The sequence below is a fragment of the Acrocarpospora macrocephala genome (genome assembly GCF_009687865.1).
Classification (GTDB): Bacteria; Actinomycetota; Actinomycetes; order Streptosporangiales; family Streptosporangiaceae; genus Acrocarpospora; species Acrocarpospora macrocephala.
The window spans coordinates 112,252-130,859 of record NZ_BLAE01000031.1 but is presented as its reverse complement, the minus strand read 5'-3'; the positions used below and the strand labels follow the sequence as shown (position 1 = coordinate 130,859).

Genomic DNA, 18,608 nt, shown 5'->3' with positions numbered 1-18,608 from the left:
TGGTTTTCCCACCCACCCACCCTTTGTTTATCCTCGGGCTCCGCCCGACCCCGGCCATCGCCTTGGCGGCCCCGGCCCACGTGGGCCGCGCGCAGCCCTCGCGCCAGCGGGTAAAAGGGATGGGTGGGTGGGGAGAACCTGGCAATCACGATCCATCCGGCAGGGCAACACCCGCTCGCGCGGAGCGACCTGCCCGGCAGGGCAATAAGGGTGGGTGGGTGGGGAAAACCCAGTACCAACCGGATGCCCCTGCGGGGAGAGCGCAGGGGCATTACCGGCCTAGGCGATCGCGTAGCCGAAGTCCTTGTCCCCATACGGGCCGATCACGGCCAGGGTCATGGGGCGGTTGAGGATGGTTCTGGCTACCGAGGCGATGTCGTCGGGGGTGACCGTGTCGATTCGGGTGAGGACCTCGTCGACGGACATGAGCTGGTCGTAGACGAGTTCGCTCTTGCCGATTCTGGACATGCGGGAGCCGGTGTCCTCCAGGCCCAGCACGAGGCCGCCGCGCATCTGGCCCTTGCCGCGGGCGATCTCCTCCTCGGTGAGGCCGTCGGCGACGACCCGGGCGACCTCGTCGCGGCAGATCTTGAGGACGTCGTCGATCTTGGAGGGGAGGCAGCCGACGTAGATGCCGAACTGGCCGGTGTCCGCGTACTGCGAGGTGTAGCTGTAGGCGCTGTAGGCCAGGCCGCGCTTCTCCCGGATCTCCTGGAACAGGCGGGAGGACATGCCGCCGCCGAGGGCCGCGTTGAGCACGCCGAGGGCGAAGCGGCGGTCGTCGGTGCGGCTGACGCCGGTGGTGCCGAGGACCAGGTTGGCCTGCTCGGTGGGGCGGTCGACGACGCGCACGCCGGAGCGTTCGGCGACGCCGGGGCCGCCCAGCCGGGGCGGGATGGGCTCGCCCAGGCCGCTGAGCGCGCCCGCCCGCTCGTAGGCGGCGGCCACCAGCTCGACCACCCGCTCGTGCGACACGTTCCCCGCCACCGAGATGACGGTGTGCGAGGGCAGGTAGAAGCGCTGGTAGTACTCGTGGATCCGGGCCCGGGTGAGCGCGTTGATGGAGGTCTCGTTGCCGAGGATCGGGCGGCCGATGGGCGTGTCGCCGTACAGCTGCTCGGAGAAGGCCTCGTGCACCACGTCGGAGGGGTCGTCGTCGTGCATGGCGATCTCCTCCAGGATCACGCCACGCTCGGACTCCACATCGGCGTCGCTGATCAGCGAGGAGGTCACCACGTCGGCCAGCACGTCGATGGCCAGCGGCAGATCCTCGTCCAGGACCCGCGCGTAGTAGCAGGTGTATTCCTTGGCGGTGAAGGCGTTGATCTCGCCGCCGATGCCCTCGATGGAGGCGGAGATCTCCATCGCGTCCCTGGTCGGCGTGCCCTTGAAGAGCAGGTGCTCCAGGAAGTGGGTGGCCCCCATGTGCTCGGGGGCCTCATCCCGCGACCCGATGCCCACCCAGGCGCCGACCGCGACGCTGCGCACGGTCGGCATGGTCTCGGTCACCACCCGGAGCCCGCCGGGCAGGACGGTGCGGCGTACGACGCCCGCACCGTCCTTCCCGGGGAACAACGTGCTGGTGGCAGTCATCACGGTCACGAGTTGCGCTCGTCCCGCCCGCCACGGGTGCGGCTGCGGCGCGGCCGGTCGTCGCGGGGCCGGTCCTCGCGCGGCCGGTCGTCCCGGGACTCGCGCGGCTCGGGCGCGGGCTCGGGCTCGCCGGCTTCGGCGCGGGCGGCCCGGTCGGCGGCCTCCTTCTCCACGACCTCGACCGGAACCAGGGACAGCTTGCCGCGCGCGTCGATCTCGGCGATCTCCACCTGGATCTTCTCGCCGACGCCCATCACGTCCTCGACGTTCTCGATCCGCTTGCCACCGTGCAGCTTGCGGATCTGGGAGACGTGCAGCAGGCCGTCCTTGCCGGGCATCAGCGAGACGAACGCGCCGAAGGCGGCGATCTTGACGACCGTGCCCAGGTAACGCTCGCCGACCTCCGGCATGTGCGGGTTGGCGATCGCGTTGATCGCGCTGCGCGCCGCCTCGGCCGCCGGGCCGTCGGTGGCGCCGATGTAGATGGTGCCGTCGTCCTCGATGGTGATCTCGGCGCCGGTGTCGTCCTGGATCTGGTTGATCATCTTGCCCTTGGGGCCGATGACTTCGCCGATCTTGTCCACCGGGACCTTGATCGTGATGATCCGCGGCGCGGTCGGGTTCATCTCGGCCGGGGAGTCGATGGCCTCCTGCATGACGTCCAGGATGGCCAGGCGAGCCCCGCGGGCCTGCTTGAGCGCGGCCGCCAGCACCGAGGCCGGGATGCCGTCGAGCTTGGTGTCCAGCTGCAGCGCGGTGATGACGTCCTTGGTGCCGGCGACCTTGAAGTCCATGTCGCCCATGGCGTCCTCGGCGCCGAGGATGTCGGTCAGCGTGATGAACTGGTCGCCCTCGCCGATGAGACCCATCGCGATGCCCGCGACCATCTCCTTCAGCGGCACGCCCGCGTCCAGCAGCGCCATCGTGGACGCGCAGACCGAGCCCATCGAGGTGGAGCCGTTGGAGCCGAGCGCCTCCGACACCTGGCGGATCGCGTACGGAAACTCCTCGCGGGTGGGCAGCACCGGTATGAGCGCCCGCTCAGCCAGCGCGCCGTGCCCGATCTCGCGCCGCTTGGGCGAACCCACCCGGCCGGTCTCGCCTGTCGAATACGGCGGGAAGTTGTAGTTGTGCATGTACCGCTTGGTCCGCTCGGGATTGAGCGTGTCGATCATCTGCTCCATCCGGAGCATGTTCAGCGTGGTGATGCCCAGGATCTGGGTCTCCCCGCGCTCGAACAGGGCCGAGCCGTGCACCCGCGGCACCACGTGGACCTCGGCGTTGAGCTGCCGGATGTCCTTCGGGCCACGCCCGTCGATCCGGATGCCCTCGCTGATCACGCGCTCCCGCATGAGCTTCTTGGTGAGGCTGCGGAAGGCGGCGGAGATCTCCTTCTCCCGGCCTTCGAAGTCGGCCAGCAGCTTCTCCCCGGCCAGCGCCTTGACCCGGTCGATCTCGCTCTCGCGGTCCTGCTTGGCGGCGATGGTGAGGGCCGCGGCGAGCTCGCTGCGGACCGCGTTCTCGACCGCCTGCAGCGCGTCCTCCTGGTAGTCCAGGAAGATCGGGTACTCGGCGGTCTCCTTGGCGGCGACCTGCGCCACCTTGGCCTGCGCCTCGCACAGCACCTTGATGAACGGCTTGGCCGCCTCCAGGCCCTGGGCGATGGTCTCCTCGGTGGGCGCGACCGCGCCCTCGGCGACCAGCTTCAGCGTGTCCCTGGTGGACTCGGCCTCGACCATCATGATCGCGACGTCGCCGTCGGCGAGCACCCGGCCGGCCACGACCATGTCGAAGGTCGCGCCCTCCAGCTCGGTGTGGGTGGGGAAGGCCACCCACTGGCCGGTGATCAGCGCCACCCGGACGCCGCCGATGGGGCCGGAGAACGGCAGCCCGGCGAGCTGGGTGGACAGGCTGGCCGCGTTGATGGCGACCACGTCGTAGAGGTGGTCGGGGTGCAGCGACATGATCGTCGCCACGACCTGGATCTCGTTGCGCAGGCCCTTGACGAAGGACGGGCGCAGCGGCCGGTCGATCAGGCGGCAGGTGAGGATCGCGTCCTCGGACGGCCGGCCCTCACGCCGGAAGAACGAGCCGGGAATGCGGCCCGCCGCGTACATCCGCTCCTCGACGTCCACCGTCAGCGGGAAGAAGTCGAGATTCTCCTTGGGATTCTTGGACGCCGTGGTCGCGGACAGGACCATGGTCTCGTCGTCCAGGTAGACGACGGCGGAACCCGCCGCCTGGCGCGCGAGCCGCCCGGTCTCGAACCGGATCGTACGCGTGCCGAAAGAGCCGTTGTCGATAACGGCTTCCGTGCTGTGGACACCCTCCACGGGGGACCTCCTTTAAGGTCGGTCACCCCACGTCCGTGTGTTATGCGCCGGCTCCCCGTTGGTGCAGTGCCGGTCTTCGATCGAAGCGCCCGGTTCACCATGACCGGGGGCCACTACCGAGGACCGGCCCTCTCACGCCGCGGGATCGCGCGTGTATGTGCTTGCTTGCGGACGCGGGGCACTGGTTCTCGGGGTCGAGACGACCTCCCGGCCGTCTCTCCCTTTCGGCTATTTAGTTTGTCTGCAGTTTGCCCGCAGATGAGAAAGGAGCGGCGAAGGCTCGCCGCTCCTCGCGCGCTACCGGCGCAGACCCAGCCGCTCGATCAGCGTACGGTACCGCGTGATGTCCTTGGCCTGCAGGTACTTGAGCAGGCGGCGGCGGCGGCCGACCAGCAGGAGCAGGCCGCGGCGGCTGTGGTGATCGTGCTTGTGCGTCTTCAGGTGCTCGGTCAGGTCGCTGATGCGCCGGCTCAGCAGCGCGATCTGGACCTCAGGGGAACCGGTGTCCCCTTCGGCGGTGCCGTATTCGGTGATGATGGCCTTCGTGGTGGCGGTGTCGAGCGACACTCCAACTCCTTCTTTGGGAGGCACGCGGAACGATTTTCCAAGCCCGCGAACGACCGTGCGTGCCTACAGTCGCCGTGACGAGGCCGACGAATACTCAGCCGACGTTCAAGGTTACCACCGCAGCTCAGCACCCTGACCCGCGTTCACTGCGTGCGCGCGCACGTCCGCAGGATGGTCCAGCGGACCTCGCCGTCCTGTCCGCCCGAGTGGATCCGCCAGCCCAGCCGGGTGGCCTCGCCCGAGGCGACGCCGTCGTCCGGGTCCAGGGCCGCGATCAGGACCTTCACCGCCAGCGCCCGGTCGCCGTCCAGACCGGGGATCAGGGTGCGCAGGCCCGCCCGCAGCGCCGCCGCGTCCAGTCGGCCGTTGCCCGCCTTCGGCCGGGACGCCATCGTGGTGAGGGAGCGCAGCGCGGCCGTCACCTCGGGCCCGCCCAGACCGGTGTCGGTGACCGCCTGCCGGGCGGCCAGCACGGCGATGGTCCGGCGCTGCCCGGCCGGGTCGGCCAGGATGGCCGCGAACTCGGGCTCCCGGGCGACCGGGTGCTCGCGCAGCGCCAGCGGCACCGGGTCGACCGGCAGGCGGCGCAGGATGGTGTACCGGTCGAGCTCGCCGCCCAGGCGGTCGATGTCCAGGCGCACCCCGGTGACCCGCTCCCCCAGCGCCAGCGCCGCCTCCGGCCAGGTGTCCTCCGGCGAGCCCTCCACGCACGGCAGGCCCTTCATCTGCTCGTCCAGCTCGTGCGGCGCGGCCCCCCAGCGGCCGGTCTGCTGCTGGACATGGGTGACCCGGACGCCCTGGCGGTACAGCGCGAACTCGGGACGCGGGCCGAAGCGGACCGCGAACGCCGTTCCCCGCGCGGACAGGCCGCGCATCACCTCGGGACGGATCCCCTGGGCGCCGCGCGGTTCCACGCTGAGCGCCCAGCCGTCCAGGAACTCGTCCAGGACGACGATGCTGGGGGCGTGTTCCCCGGCGCCGTCGGCCTCCTCGGCCGCCTCAAGCAAGGTCTGCGGTGAAGGTCCGACCAGGTCGATGCCGAAATGTCGGGCCGCCGAAGGTTTCGTGGCGTCGCCGATCCAGCAGACGCAGGCGCTCTCGCGCAGGACCCAGTGCTTGTCGAGCAGGTGCCGGTAGTACTCAAGAAGATCGTCAGCCATGTGCTGCCGCCAGGGGAATGCCGGGGTCCCGCCCGCGGGATGCGAGCGGGACCGAGTCGGATATTCGTACCGTGCACGCCGGTCCCAGGGACGGGTTTCCGGCACTCTGGGAAGTCACGCAACACCAGAGAGATAGTCCACGGCGACATTACGCCCGATCGGCTACATCGCGGAGCTTTCCGCGGCAGTGAAGTCCCGCGCCTCGTCCACGTCGGCATGCATTTGGTCAATTAGCGCCTGAATTGAGGCAAATTTCAGGGTGTCGCGGAGCCGGAGGCCGAAGTCCACGGCCACGTGCGCGCCGTAGAGGTCGAGGTCGTCGCGATCCAGCGCGTACGCCTCGACGGTGCGCTCCACCCCGGAGAAGGTGGGATTGGTGCCGATGGAGATGGCGGCGGGCCAGCGCTGCCCCTCGTGCGGCGACGGCGACTGGGTCACCTGGAGCCAGCCCGCGTAGACCCCATCGGCGGGAATCGCCGTGTACGGCGGGGACTCCACGTTGGCGGTGGGGAAACCGAGCGCCCGCCCCCGCTGCTGGCCGCGCACGACCACCCCCTCGACCCGGTGCGGGCGGCCCAGCGCCTCGGCCGCAGCGGCCACGTCACCGGCGGCCAGCCGCTCCCTGACCAGGGTGGAGGAGATCGCCTCCCCGTCACTGACCAGCGGCACGCCCACGGCCACGAAGTCATACTTCTCGCCCAGCGTGCGGAGCGTCTCCAGGTCGCCGGCGGCCTTGTGGCCGAACCGGAAGTTCTCCCCCACCACGACCCCGGCCGCGTGCAGCCGGTCCACCAGGGCGGTCTGCACGAACTCGTCCGGGGACATCCGGGAGAACGCCAGCGTGAACGGCAGCACGCACACCGCGTCCACGCCCAGCGCGCCGAGCAGTTCGGTGCGGCGGCGCTGCTGAGTGAGCTGGGGCGGGTGGCTGCCGGGGCGGATCACCTCGTCCGGATGCGGCTCGAAGGTCACCGCCACCGAGGCCGCGCCAAGCGTGTGCGCCAGCGCGACCGCGCGCCCCACCATCTGCTGGTGCCCCCGGTGCACGCCGTCGAAAACGCCAATGGTGACGACTGATCTGCCCCAGTCCTCGGGCACGTCGTCCAGTCCGTGCCAGCCCCGCACGTCGACCCCAATCCTCGATGAGAAGACAAGCGTGCCACACCGGTCAGCTCACGAAGACGGCGAGGGGCTTGGCCGCCCCCTGCCGCTCCTCCACCAGGGAGAGCAGCGTGCCGTCGGGAGCGAAGACGCCGATGGGGCCCGTACCCAGACCGAGCGCGGGCAGCCGCCCGCCGTGCGCGACCAGCCGGGCCTCCTGCTCGGTCACGTCCCGGCGCGGGAAGGCCGCGGCCACCGCGGCCTCGATCGGCATGATCACGCACTCCTTCTGGAGTTCCTCCAGCGTCCTGGCCTCGGTGTACGGCCCGACCCGCGTGCGCCGCAGGAAGGTCAGATGGCCGCCCACGCCGAGGGAGGCGCCCAGATCGCGGGCGAGCGCCCGGATGTAGGTGCCCGACGAGCAGGTGATCACGGCGTCCACGTCCACGGCGTCGCCGTCGTGCCTGATGGCGGTCACGTCGAAGGCGTGCACGGTCAGCGGCCGAGCCTGGAGCTCCATCTCTTCGCCCGCGCGGGCCCGCTTGTACGCCCGCTCGCCGTTCACCTTGATGGCGCTGACCTGCGGCGGAACCTGCATGATCGGGCCGGTGAGGGCGGCCACGCCCGTCGCGACGGCGCTCTCGGCGAGATGCCCGGCGGGCGTGACCGAGGTGACCTCGCCCTCCGCGTCGTCGGTGTTGGTGCCCACCCCGAGCCGGATCGTCGCCTCGTACACCTTCTCGGTCAGCGCCAGGTGCCCGAGCAGCCGGGTCGCCTTCTCCACGCCGACCACCAGCACGCCGGTGGCCATCGGGTCCAGCGTGCCGGCGTGGCCGACCTTGCGGGTGCCGGCGATGCCGCGCATCTTGGCGACCACGTCGTGCGAGGTCCAGCCGGCGGGCTTGTCGACGATCACGAGCCCGCTCGGCGGCGGGGTTCGTTTGCTGGTCAAGAGAGCATCTCCCGTAGCCGGGCCATCGTCTGGTCCGGGGGTTCCGTGGTGAAGAAACCGGCCGCGCCGGGATGCCCGCCGCCGCCGAGCGCCGCGCAGGCGCGGCCGACGTCCACCGCGCCCTTCGACCGGGTCGAAACGTTCCACCCGCCCGTGTCGTCCTCCTTGAGCACCACGGCCACGTCCACGCCGTCGACCTTGCGGATGACGTCGATCACGCCCTCCACCTCCTCGTACGGCAAGGCGGCGAGCGCGCGGTCCCGCCTGGTCACGCAGGTCCAGACCAGACCGGCGCCCCCGGCCCACTCCGGCTCCAGCACGGCCCTGGACAGCGCGGCGCCCAGCACCCGCAGGTAGCCGAAGGGCGAGCGGTCCCACAGCTCGCGGGCGATCGTGTCGGGGTTGAGCCCGGCCGCGAGCAGCCGTCCCGCCATGGCGTGCACGGCGGGCGTGGTGGAGGCGTAGCGGAAGGAGCCCGTGTCGGTCACCAGCGCCGCGTACAGGCAGGTCGCGATGGGCTTGTCTACCGCCAGGCCGAGGCGGCCGATCAGCTCCTCCACCAGCACCGAGGTGGCCGCGGCGGCCGGATCCACCAGGTGCAGCGAGCCGAAGCCGGTGTTGGAGGCGTGGTGGTCCACCACCACGAGCTCCCCCGCCGCCTCGGCGGCCGGGATGAGCAGGCCGAGCCGCGCCCGGGTGGACGCGTCGAACGTGATCATCAGGTCCGGCGCCGCCGGGAACTCGCCCGGCGGCACCAGCAGGTCCTGCCCCGGCAGGAAACGCAGCAGCCGGGGCACCACGAAGGTGCGATCCCCGAAGGAGGCCACCACGCGCTTGCCCGCCTGCCGCAGCGCCTGCCCGAAGCCCAGCATCGAACCCAGGGCGTCGCCGTCGGGGGTGACGTGGCAGGCCAGCGCGATCTCGTCGTGCCCGCGGACCAGAGCGACGGCCCGCTCCCAGTCCCCTTCCGCGACCGCCGGCAGGACACGATCTGATCTGAGATCCGAGGTCACGTGACGGCGCGTCCTACCTGCCCCGGCACGTCCTCTTCCACTTCCTCGTCCCGCTTGTACGGATCGGCGTCGCCCGCGTACTCGGCGCCCTCGGCCCGCTTGGCGATCTCCTCGTCCCTGGCCTTGGCCTCGGCGAGCAAGTCGTCCAGGTGCCGGGCGCTGTCGGGCAGCGGGTCGTGGGTGAAGGCCAGCGTGGGCGTGTGCCGCAGCCCGGTCTGCTTGCCCACTTCGGAGCGGATGATGCCCTTGGCGCTCTCCAGCGCGGCGGCGGTGTCCTTGCGCTCGGCTTCGGACCCGAACACCGTGTAGAACACGGTGGCGTCGCTCAGATCGTTGGTGACCCGGGTGTCGGTGATAGTTACGAAACCGAGCCGAGGATCCTTGATCCGGCGCTCCAGCATCTCGGCGACGATCTGCTGAATCCGGTCCGCGAGCTTCCTGGCTCGCGCGGCGTCCATGATCGCGCTCCCCTTTCCTTCAATGTACGGCTGACGCTGGGATGCGGCCGCCTTATTCCTCGTCGTTGAACAGCCGATGCCGAGCCGACAACAACTCGATCTCGGGATGGAAGGCGATCACCCGCTCGCAGGCCTCCAGCACCTCACCGCAGTTGACGGCCGAACCGGAGACCACGGCGATGCCGATCTCGGCCCGCCGATGCAGATCCTGGTGGCCGGTCTCGGCCACGGCGACCGCCGGGAAGCGGCGTTTCACCTCGGCCACGAGGGGGCGGATCACCGAGCGCTTCTCCTTCAGCGAGTGCACCTCGCCGAGCAGGATGTCCAACGTCAGAGCACCGACATACATGTATTTGTGCGTCAATCAACCCAGACGCGGGGGTCGTGAAGACGGGCCGGTTCCCGGGCCCTGAGGGCCCGGGAACCGGTTTGGCAAAACCTCAGGCGCGAGGCTTCTCCTGCATCTCGAACGTCTCGATGACGTCGTCGATCTTGATGTCGTTGAAGCCGACACCGATACCGCACTCGTAGCCCTCGCGGACCTCGGTCGCGTCGTCCTTGAACCGGCGCAACGAGCTGACCGTGAGGTTGTCCGCCACGACCACGCCGTCGCGGATGATCCTGGCCTTGCTGTTCCTGGTGATCGTGCCGGAACGGACCAGGGAGCCCGCCACGTTGCCGATCTTCGGAACCTTGAAGACCTCGCGGACCTCGGCGGTGCCGGTCCTGACCTCCTCGAACTCCGGCTTGAGCATGCCCTTCAGGGCCGCCTCGATCTCCTCGATCGCCTGGTAGATGACCGAGTAGTAACGGATGTCGACGCCCTCGCGCTCGGCCAGATCGCGGGCCCTGACCTCGGGCCGCACGTTGAAGCCGATGATCACGGCGTTGTCGTCCGCGATCGCCAGGTTGACGTCGTACTCCGTGATCGCGCCGACCGCGCGGTGCAGCACCCGGAGGTTGACCTCCTCGCCCACATCGATCTTGAGCAGCGCGTCTTCCAGTGCTTCCACCGAACCGGACACGTCACCCTTGATGATGAGCTTGAGCTCGTCGATCTTGCCCTTCTCGTAGTCGCTGAACAGCTCTTCGAGCGTACGGCGGCGACCGGCCTTGGCCATCTCCGCGATGCGCTGGCGAGCCGCCCGCTGCTGGGCGATCTGCCGGGCCATCCGGTCGTCGGTGACGACCAGGAAGTTGTCACCCGCCCGGGGCACGGCCGCGAGGCCGAGCACCCGCACCGGACGCGACGGGTCGGCCTCTTCGACCGTGTCGCCGTTGTCGTCCAGCATCGCCCGGACCCGGCCGAAGGCCTCGCCACAGACGATCGAGTCGCCGACCCGCAGCGTGCCGCGCTGGACCAGCACGGTCGCCACGGGGCCGCGGCCCTTGTCCAGGTGGGCTTCGATGGCCAGGCCCTGCGCGTCCATGTCGGGGTTCGCGCGCAGGTCGAGCTCGGCGTCGGCGGTCAGCAGGATCGCCTCGAGCAGAGCGTCGATGCCGGTGCCCTGCTTGGCCGAGATGTCGACGAACATCGTGGCGCCGCCGAACTCCTCGGCGACCAGGCCGTACTCGGTGAGCTGGGCCCGCACCTTGGTCGGGTCCGCGCCCTCCTTGTCGACCTTGTTCACCGCGACCACGATCGGCACGTCGGCCGCCTGGGCGTGGTTGAGCGCCTCGATGGTCTGCGGCTTCACACCGTCGTCGGCCGCGACCACCAGAACGGCGATGTCGGTGGACTGGGCGCCACGGGCGCGCATGGCGGTGAACGCCTCGTGACCCGGGGTGTCGATGAAGGTGATCTTCCGCTCTTCGCCCTCGTGCTCGGTGGCGACCTGGTAGGCGCCGATGTGCTGGGTGATGCCACCGGCCTCGCGGGCCACCACGTTGGTGTTGCGGATGGCGTCCAGCGTCTTGGTCTTACCGTGGTCGACGTGACCCATGACGGTCACCACCGGCGGACGCGGCGCGAGGTCGACCTCGTCGCCCTCGTCCTCACCGAACTCGATCTTGAAGGACTCCAGCAGCTCGCGGTCCTCCTCCTCGGGGCTGACGACCTGGACCACGTAGTCCAGCTCCGCGCCGAGCAGCTGCAGAGTCTCCTCGTTGACCGACTGGGTCGCGGTCACCATCTCGCCGAGGTGCAGCATGATCTGCACCAGCGCGGCGGGGTTGGCGCCGATCCGGTCGGCGAAGTCCGACAGCGAGGCGCCACGCGGGAGGCGGATCGTCTGACCGCCGCCACGGGGAGCCTGCACGCCGCCGATCGCCGGAGCCGACATGTTGTCGAACTCCTGGCGCCGCTGGCGCTTGGACTTGCGGCCACGGGTCGGACGCCCGCCAGGACGGCCGAACGCGCCCGCCGTGCCGCCACCGCGGCCACGGCCGCCGCCACCGGGACGACCGGCGAAACCGCCGCCACCGCCACCGGGGCCGCCACCGGCGCCACCGGGACGACCTGCGCCGCCACCGCCGCCGCCACCCGGACGACCGGCGAAACCGCCGCCGCCACCCGGACGACCGCCGCCGCCACCGGCGCCACCGGGACGGCCACCGCCGCCACCGCCGCCGCCGGGACGGCCACCGCCGCCACCGGGACGCGGGCCACCGCCACCGCCACCACCACCGGGACCGGAAGGCCGGCCCTGCGGCATCATCGACGGGTTGGGACGCGGCCCACCGGGACGGGGACCACCCGCACCCGCGGGCGGACGCGGACCACCGGCGCCAGGACCGGGACGCGGGCCACCCGCGCCGGCCGGGCCGGGACGAGGACCGCCCGCACCCGCGGGACCCGGACGGGGACCGCCGGGACGCGGACCGCGATCGCCGTCGCGGCGCGGCTCGCGCGGACCGCGGTCCTCGCGGGGACCACGATCCTCACGCGGCCCGCGGTCGGGACGGTCACCACGGTGCTCGCCGCGGTCGGGACGGTCGGGGCGGTCGCTGGGGCCACCCGGACGCGCCGGGCGCTGCCCCATGCCGCTGGCATTGGACGAGAACGGGTTGTTGCCCGGACGCGGGCCACGCGGGCCCGGCTTGGGGCCACCCGGACCAGAAGGACGCTCGCCGCGACCAGAGCCGCCGCCACCGGTCGGAACGCCGGGAACGGCGGGACGCGGCGCGGGAGCGGGCCGGGGGCCCGGCTTCGGGCCGCCACCGGGACCGCCGGGACCACCCGGACGGGGACCGGACTCGGACCTGGAGTCAGACCGGGAGGACGCCGCCGCGGGGCGGGGCGCCTCGGCGCGGATTTCCGGACGGGGCTGTTCCGGCGCCGGACGCGGAGCCTCGGCCTGGGGCGCGGGCTGTGGCGTCGGATGAGGCATCGGAACGGGCCGCGGCATCGGCCGCGGTCCTGGCTTCGGCCCGGGGCGAATGCCGCCCTCCGAGGCCGGAGCGGGTGGAATCGGGGAAATCGGCGCCGCCGTGGCGCCGTTTCCGGCCTGGCCGCCTGCCTGGCCTGTCACCTGGCTTGTCGCCTGGCTCTCAGCCGGCCGGGGCTGGGGCCTCGGCTGCGGCCGTGGGGTCGGCTTGCCGCCGCCCCTGGAGTCGCCCTTACCGAACGCCTCCGTCAGTTTACGGACGACCGGCGCTTCAATCGTTGAAGAAGCCGATCGCACGAACTCGCCCATTTCGGTGAGCTTGGCCATCACGACCTTGCTCTCTACGCCGAACTCCTTGGCGAGCTCGTATACCCGGACCTTCGCCACTGCACTCCCTAACTCGGCCCGGGAGGCTGTGCCGCCGGACCGTCGCTACCTGGACGTACTCATTGCCGCGTGCTCATCAGGCGCTCATAGCAATCTGACTCCGCCCATCAACTCGGCGTCCTACATGACAGTTGGTAACCATTCACCCGGCCGCTTTCTCGCGTCAAGCCCGTTCCGCCAGGTGATCCCGCAGACGCGTGACATCGAGCGATCCCTGCGCGCGAAAAGCGCGAGTGAACGCCCGGCGACGTTCTGCGAGCTCCAGACAACTCACGTCCGGGTGCAGTGACGCACCTCGGCCCGGAAGCCGTCCTTGCTGGTCAGGGGTAATAACACCCTCGACCACTACCAGTCGGAGTAGCTCGGACTTGGCCGTGCGAACCCGGCAGCCCACACACGTTCTCAGTGGGACAGCCTGGCCACCATATTCCAGCTTACCTTGCCGACGCATCTGCGGGATCGGCCGGTGCCTCTTGAGTGTCCGGCCTGATGTCGATGCGCCACCCGGTCAGCCGCGCGGCCAGCCGGGCGTTCTGGCCCTCCTTGCCGATCGCCAGCGAGAGCTGGTAGTCCGGCACGGTGACCCGCGCCACCCGGCCGTCGGCGTCCACGACCTCAACCCGGGAAACGCGCGCGGGTGACAGCGCATTCCCGACGAACTCGGCCGGGTCGTCGGACCAGTCGATGATGTCGATCTTCTCGCCGTGCAGCTCGGTCATCACGTTGCGCACCCGCGAGCCCATCGGCCCGATGCAGGCGCCCTTCGCGTTGACCCCGCTCTTCCGGGAGCGCACCGCGATCTTCGTGCGGTGCCCCGCCTCCCGGGCGATCGCGGCGATCTCCACCGAACCGTCGGCGATCTCCGGAACCTCCAGCGCGAACAGCTTCTTCACCAGGTTCGGGTGGGTACGGCTGAGCGTGACGGAAGGCCCCTTGTTGCCCTTCTTCACCTGCACCACGAAGCAGCGGATGCGCTCGCCGTGCACGTATTCCTCGCCGGGCACCTGCTCGTTGTGCGGCAGGATGGCCTCGATCTTGCCCAGGTCCACCAGCACCACCCGGGGATCCTTGCCCTGCTGGATGATCCCGGCCACCAGCTCGCCCTCGCGGCTGGCGAACTCGCCAAAGTTGATCTCATCCTCGGCGTCCCGCAGCTGCTGCAGGATGACCTGCTTGGCGGTGGTCGCGGCGATGCGGCTGAAGTTGCCCGGGGTGTCGTCGTACTCCCGGACGACCGTGCCCTCCTCGTCCAGCTCGGCCGCGAGGATGGAGACGTGCCCGGAAACCCGGTCCAGCTCGGCGCGGGCCTTCTGCGCGGCGCCCTCGGTCCGGAAGTAGGCGATCAGCAGCGCGTCCTCGATCGCCTTCACGACGAGGTCGAACGAGATGTCCTTCTCCCGCTCCAAGCTGCGCAGGACGCTCATGTCAATGTCCACAAGGCTCCCCCTTAGCCCTCATCGCGATGTGCGATGCCATCGTCGGCTCCGAGGTCGTCCTCGTCGGCGATGTCTTCTATGTCTTCTACGTCGGTGTCATCCTCGTCGTCCAGCCGACGGAATTCCACCTGGACCTTGCCTTTGACCAGGTCCCCGTACCCGAACCGCCCGGCGCCCTCGATCTCCACGCCGGCGTCGTCCACCAGCAGGATCCGGCCCTCGGCCGCGGCCCCGTCCCGCAGCTCGGCCTTGACCAGCCGGCCCCGCGCACGCCGCCAGTGGCGGGGCTGGGTGAGCGGGCGGTCCACGCCCGGCGAGGTGACCTCCAGCACATATGGACTGCCACCGAGCAGGTCCGTCGTGTCCAGCTCCTCCGACACCGAGCGGCTCACCTCGGAGACGTCGTCCAGGCTGATGCCCCCGTCCCGGTCCACCACCACGCGGACGAGCCGGCGTTTGCCCGCCGGAGTGATCGTCACGTCCTCCAGATCGAGCCCCTCGGCGGCGACCACCGGGCTGAGGAGCTCCACAAGGCGGTCGCGTCGAGCGTCGCTGCCCATGCCGACCTCCCATTCACGGGCGTACCTCGCCCAACGTGCCCACAGCCTATCGACACAAGGGCGCGGAAAGAGCAGCACTGCCCGCCGAGCCGTACGATGAGACTTCGTGACGGCAAGGAGCGGCGGGGACCGGGCTACGGGGATTTCTGCGGTGATTTCCCGGCGGGCTCTGCTGGGAGCCTCCGCCGGGCTGGCGCTCGCAGGCTGCGCGGCCTCGCCTGGCACGGAAACGGCCGTGCCGGAACCGCTTGACCCGCAAACGGTGCTGCTCACGGGGGTGATCGCGGCCAAGGAGCAGATGGTCTCGCTCTACCAGCAGGCGACCCTCTCCGACGCCGATCTCGCCGCCACCCTGCGGCCCTTCCAGCAGCGGCATCTGGCCCATCTGGTCGCGCTCCGCCGGCACCTGCCCGAGGACGCCCCGTCCGCGCCGCCGGGGTCGCCCGCGCCGGTCGCCAGCACCGCCCCCGACGTCTCGGTGGCCTTCCTGCGCGACGCCGAGCGCAAGGCCGCCGCGGCCAGGTCGCGGCAGCTGACCGACGCCTCGCCGGTCCTGTCCCAGCTGCTGTGCAGCATCGGCGCCTGCGAGGCGCTGCACGCCGCCGCCCTCGGACGGCTCCGATGAGCACGGCCCTGGCCCGGGCGCTCGCCGCCGAGCACGCCGCTGTGTACGCCTACGGCGTGGTCGGCGCCAGGACCTCCGGCAACCTGCGCACCCGCGCCAACGCCGCGTTCGACGCCCACCGGGCCAGGCGCGACCAGCTGCGCACCCTGATCGCCCAGCGCCGCGAGAAACCCGCGGAACCCGGCCCCACCTACCAGCTGCCCTTCGAGGTGAGCACGCCCGCGCAGGCGGTCCGGCTGGCCACCCAGGTCGAGGACGGGGTGCTGGCCGCCTACCTGGAGCTGTCCGCCGACCCCGACCCCGACCTGCGCCGGCTCGCCGCCCTGGCCATGCAGGAATGCGCGGTCCGCGGGTACGGCTGGCGCCCCGCGATCCCGGCGTTCCCCGGCATGCCCGCCGAGGGTCAGGTGGAGGCCACGCCCGGCGTGACCGACCCGACCCCCGTGCCGCCCGTCACGATCAGCCAGTAACGGCCAGCACGCGGCCGACGGCCTCGTCGAGCGGGATCTCGTCCTTGCTTCCCGTGGCGCGGTCGCGCAGCTCCACGACGCCCTGGGCCAGGCCGCGGCCGACGATCAGCACCGTGGGCAGGCCCAGCAGCTCCGAGTCCTTGAACTTGACCCCGGGCGACACCCCGGCGCGGTCGTCGAGCAGCACCCGCAGGCCGCGAGCCTCCAGCTCCTCGGCGAGCCCGGTGGCCACCTCGATCTGGTTCTCCTTGCCGGTGGCCACGATGTGCACGTCGGCGGGGGCGACCTCGCGGGGCCAGGACAGGCCGAGGGCGTCGTGGCGCTGCTCGGCGAGCACGGCCACCGCGCGGGAGACGCCGATGCCGTAGGAGCCCATGGTGATCCGGATCGGCTTGCCGTCGGGGCCGAGGGCGTCCAGCTGGGCGGCGTCGGCATACTTGCGGCCGAGCTGGAAGATGTGGCCGATCTCGATGCCGCGGTCGATGGACAGGCCGGAGCCGCAGACCGGGCAGGCGTCCCCGGCCCTGATCTCGGCGGCCTCGATCGTGCCGTCGGGGGTGAAGTCGCGCCCGGCGACCACGTGCACCGCGTGCTTGCCCGGCTCGTTGGCGCCGGTCACCCATTCGGTGCCGTCGACCACGCGGGGGTCGACCAGGTAGCGGATGCCGAGCTCCTTGAGCACCTGGGGGCCGATGTAGCCGCGGACCAGGCCGGGGTGCCTGGCGAAGTCGGCGGCCTCGAAGATGGCGGGCTCGCCGGGCGCGAGCGACGCCTCCAGCCGCTTGAAGTCCACCTCGCGGTCGCCGGGCACCCCGATGATCAGGGTCTCCGGCTCCTTGACGCCGGGCGTGACCACCTTGACGACCACGTTCTTGAGCGTGTCGGCGGCGGTGATGCCGAGGCCGTGCGCGTCGTTGAGGTGGTTGACCAGGGTCTCGATGGTGGGGGTGTTCGGCGTGTCCAGCACCTTCAGCGGCTCCCGCTCGCCGGTGCGGGCGGCGGGCGCGGGGGTGGTGACCGCTTCGGCGTTGGCCGCGTAGCCGCAGTTGTGGCAGGCCACGAAGGTGTCCTCGCCGGTGGGGCTGGGGGCCAGGAACTCCTCGGAGGCCGAGCCGCCCATCGCGCCCGAGGTGGCGAAGCAGATTTTGACCTCGATGCCCAGGCGCTCGAACGTCCTGATGTAGGCCTCGCGGTGCTGCTCGTAGGAGCGCTTGAGGCCGTCGTCGTCCAGGTCGAAGGAGTAGGAGTCCTTCATCAGGAACTCGCGGCCGCGCAGGATGCCCGCCCGGGGACGCGCCTCATCGCGGTACTTGGTCTGGATCTGGTAGAGCGTCACCGGATAGTCCTTGTAGGAGGAGTACTCCCCCTTGACCATGTCGGTGAACAGTTCCTCGTGGGTGGGGCCGAGCAGGTAGTCGGCGCCCTTGCGGTCCTTGAGGCGGAACAGGGTGTCGCCATACTCGGTCCAGCGGCCGGTGGCCTCGTAGTAGTCGCGGGGCAGCAGCGCGGGGAAGAGCACCTCCTGGGCGCCCATCCGGTTCATCTCCTCGCGCACGACCCTGGCCACGTTCTCCAGGACGATCTTGCCGAGCGGCAGCCACGAGTAGATGCCGGGGGCGACCCTGCGGACGTATCCGGCGCGCACGAGCAGCTTGTGGCTCGGCACTTCCGCGTCCGCCGGATCCTCACGCAGGGTGCGCAGGAACAGGGTCGACATACGCAGTAGCACGGCTACTCCTTGACTCGTGGCTCGTCTCGATGACGTACAGGCTATCGACTCCTGGAGGTCAGAGCGCGAGGACGAGCGCGCCGTACGAGCCGGAGTAGGTGAGCGCGACCAGGAGCGCCCACAGCCGGCTGAGGGTCTCGTGGCGGAAGACGAGCAGGATCACGCCCGCCAGCAGCACCGACGTGGCCACCGCCGCCTGCCAGCCCTGGTACGGCTGCCCGTTCGCGAGGAGCACGAGCTCTTCCGCGGCCTCGCCGAGGATCACCCCGGCGGACAGCCCGGTGGCGGCGATTCCCCATCGGTCCTCGCGAGTGGCCACGTATGACAGCGGGCCCAGCGCCACCAGGGCGAGCAGCAGGATGTTCAACCCGCCGGCCCCGCCGGCGAGCCCGTCGAAGGGCGAGATGCCGTGCGCGGCCACGCTGGCGATGAGCTGGCCGACCAGGCTGCCGAACGCGGCCAGCGCCCCGTTCACCAGCGACCAGCCGAAGCTGACGGCCTGGCTGCCGACGACCACGATCAGCACCATGAAGATGAAGGGGTCGTAGATCGATAGCGCCCAGCCGGGCACCCGGTCGGCGAGGCTGCCGCCGAGACCACCCAGCAGGACGCCCAGGATCAGCGCGGACAGCATGTACCACTGGATCCGCCGTTCCCGCCGGTCGAGCGCGACATACTCCTGGTCAGGGCCGATCTCGCCGGCTCTGCCGTCCCGCTTCGCCTTACCAAAAGCCCAGGCCACTCGATCCCCCGATCAATGCGCACGTGGCAGGTCAATTATATTCAGTCACTACTTAACTACTGATAGCGACACACTTTAATGATGAAACGATCAATCACTTGATCAAGTGCGTCGGCTATGGGTCCTCAGTACGGGACCCTGCGCATGCGGTGGTTC

At 70.7% G+C, this 18,608-nt stretch carries 17 protein-coding genes; 2 read left to right on the top strand and 15 right to left on the bottom strand.

Features of this window, described 5'->3' with window-relative positions:
- Positions 1-279: 279 nt before the first annotated feature.
- The 13 genes from Amac_RS26205 to rimP form a co-directional block, all read right to left on the bottom strand.
- Positions 280-1,593, bottom strand: coding sequence for a M16 family metallopeptidase (locus Amac_RS26205; RefSeq protein ID WP_155351931.1), 1,314 nt, complete (start codon positions 1,591-1,593; stop codon positions 280-282).
- A gap of 5 nt (positions 1,594-1,598) precedes the next feature.
- Positions 1,599-3,926: a polyribonucleotide nucleotidyltransferase gene (locus tag Amac_RS26200; protein ID WP_155357051.1), complete on the bottom strand. Its 2,328-nt coding sequence runs from the start codon at positions 3,924-3,926 to the stop codon at positions 1,599-1,601.
- A gap of 297 nt (positions 3,927-4,223) precedes the next feature.
- Positions 4,224-4,493, bottom strand: coding sequence for a 30S ribosomal protein S15 (gene rpsO, locus Amac_RS26195; protein WP_155351923.1), 270 nt, complete (start codon positions 4,491-4,493; stop codon positions 4,224-4,226).
- A gap of 143 nt (positions 4,494-4,636) precedes the next feature.
- The gene (locus Amac_RS26190) at positions 4,637-5,653 is read right to left on the bottom strand and encodes a DUF6461 domain-containing protein (protein WP_155357050.1); all 1,017 of its coding nucleotides are present in this window, start codon (positions 5,651-5,653) and stop codon (positions 4,637-4,639) included.
- A gap of 162 nt (positions 5,654-5,815) precedes the next feature.
- Positions 5,816-6,778 (bottom strand): bifunctional riboflavin kinase/FAD synthetase, encoded by a 963-nt coding sequence (locus Amac_RS26185; protein ID WP_155357049.1) that lies wholly within the window; start codon positions 6,776-6,778, stop codon positions 5,816-5,818.
- A 43-nt stretch (positions 6,779-6,821) separates the two neighbouring features.
- Positions 6,822-7,706 carry a tRNA pseudouridine(55) synthase TruB gene (gene truB, locus Amac_RS26180; protein WP_155357048.1) on the bottom strand — a complete coding sequence of 295 codons (885 nt, stop codon included), beginning with the start codon at positions 7,704-7,706 and terminating at the stop codon, positions 6,822-6,824.
- Complete coding sequence (locus Amac_RS26175; RefSeq protein ID WP_155357047.1) at positions 7,703-8,719, bottom strand: DHH family phosphoesterase; 1,017 nt, start codon at positions 8,717-8,719, stop codon at positions 7,703-7,705. Before Amac_RS26175 ends, truB begins: the two co-directional genes overlap by 4 nt.
- Positions 8,716-9,180, bottom strand: a complete 465-nt coding sequence (gene rbfA, locus Amac_RS26170) for a 30S ribosome-binding factor RbfA (RefSeq protein ID WP_155357046.1) — start codon at positions 9,178-9,180, stop codon at positions 8,716-8,718. The genes Amac_RS26175 and rbfA overlap by 4 nt, the downstream gene beginning before the upstream one ends.
- A gap of 49 nt (positions 9,181-9,229) precedes the next feature.
- Positions 9,230-9,526, bottom strand: a complete 297-nt coding sequence (locus Amac_RS26165) for a DUF503 domain-containing protein (protein WP_155351928.1) — start codon at positions 9,524-9,526, stop codon at positions 9,230-9,232.
- Positions 9,527-9,617: 91 nt separating this feature from the next.
- Positions 9,618-12,830 carry a translation initiation factor IF-2 gene (gene infB, locus Amac_RS26160; protein WP_373869841.1) on the bottom strand — a complete coding sequence of 1,071 codons (3,213 nt, stop codon included), beginning with the start codon at positions 12,828-12,830 and terminating at the stop codon, positions 9,618-9,620.
- A gap of 223 nt (positions 12,831-13,053) precedes the next feature.
- The gene (locus Amac_RS26155) at positions 13,054-13,341 is read right to left on the bottom strand and encodes a YlxR family protein (protein WP_155357044.1); all 288 of its coding nucleotides are present in this window, start codon (positions 13,339-13,341) and stop codon (positions 13,054-13,056) included.
- A complete protein-coding gene (nusA, locus tag Amac_RS26150) occupies positions 13,325-14,326 on the bottom strand; it encodes a transcription termination factor NusA (protein WP_155347606.1) in 1,002 nt (333 codons plus the stop codon). The genes Amac_RS26155 and nusA overlap by 17 nt, the downstream gene beginning before the upstream one ends.
- An 11-nt stretch (positions 14,327-14,337) precedes the next feature.
- Positions 14,338-14,886, bottom strand: a complete 549-nt coding sequence (rimP, locus tag Amac_RS26145; protein WP_155357043.1) for a ribosome maturation factor RimP — start codon at positions 14,884-14,886, stop codon at positions 14,338-14,340.
- A 235-nt stretch (positions 14,887-15,121) separates the two neighbouring features.
- On the opposite strand from rimP, the gene Amac_RS26140 reads away from it, so the two are divergent.
- Positions 15,122-15,511, top strand: coding sequence for a hypothetical protein (locus tag Amac_RS26140; protein ID WP_155357042.1), 390 nt, complete (start codon positions 15,122-15,124; stop codon positions 15,509-15,511).
- Entirely contained in the window at positions 15,508-15,981 is a 474-nt protein-coding gene (locus Amac_RS26135) for a ferritin-like domain-containing protein (RefSeq protein ID WP_155357041.1), read from the top strand. The genes Amac_RS26140 and Amac_RS26135 overlap by 4 nt, the downstream gene beginning before the upstream one ends.
- Here Amac_RS26135 and Amac_RS26130 read toward each other — a convergent pair.
- Positions 15,971-17,710, bottom strand: a complete 1,740-nt coding sequence (locus tag Amac_RS26130) for a proline--tRNA ligase (RefSeq protein ID WP_155357040.1) — start codon at positions 17,708-17,710, stop codon at positions 15,971-15,973. The genes Amac_RS26135 and Amac_RS26130 overlap by 11 nt on opposite strands.
- A 58-nt stretch (positions 17,711-17,768) precedes the next feature.
- Positions 17,769-18,452 (bottom strand): hypothetical protein, encoded by a 684-nt coding sequence (locus tag Amac_RS26125; RefSeq protein ID WP_155357039.1) that lies wholly within the window; start codon positions 18,450-18,452, stop codon positions 17,769-17,771.
- Positions 18,453-18,608: the final 156 nt, after the last annotated feature.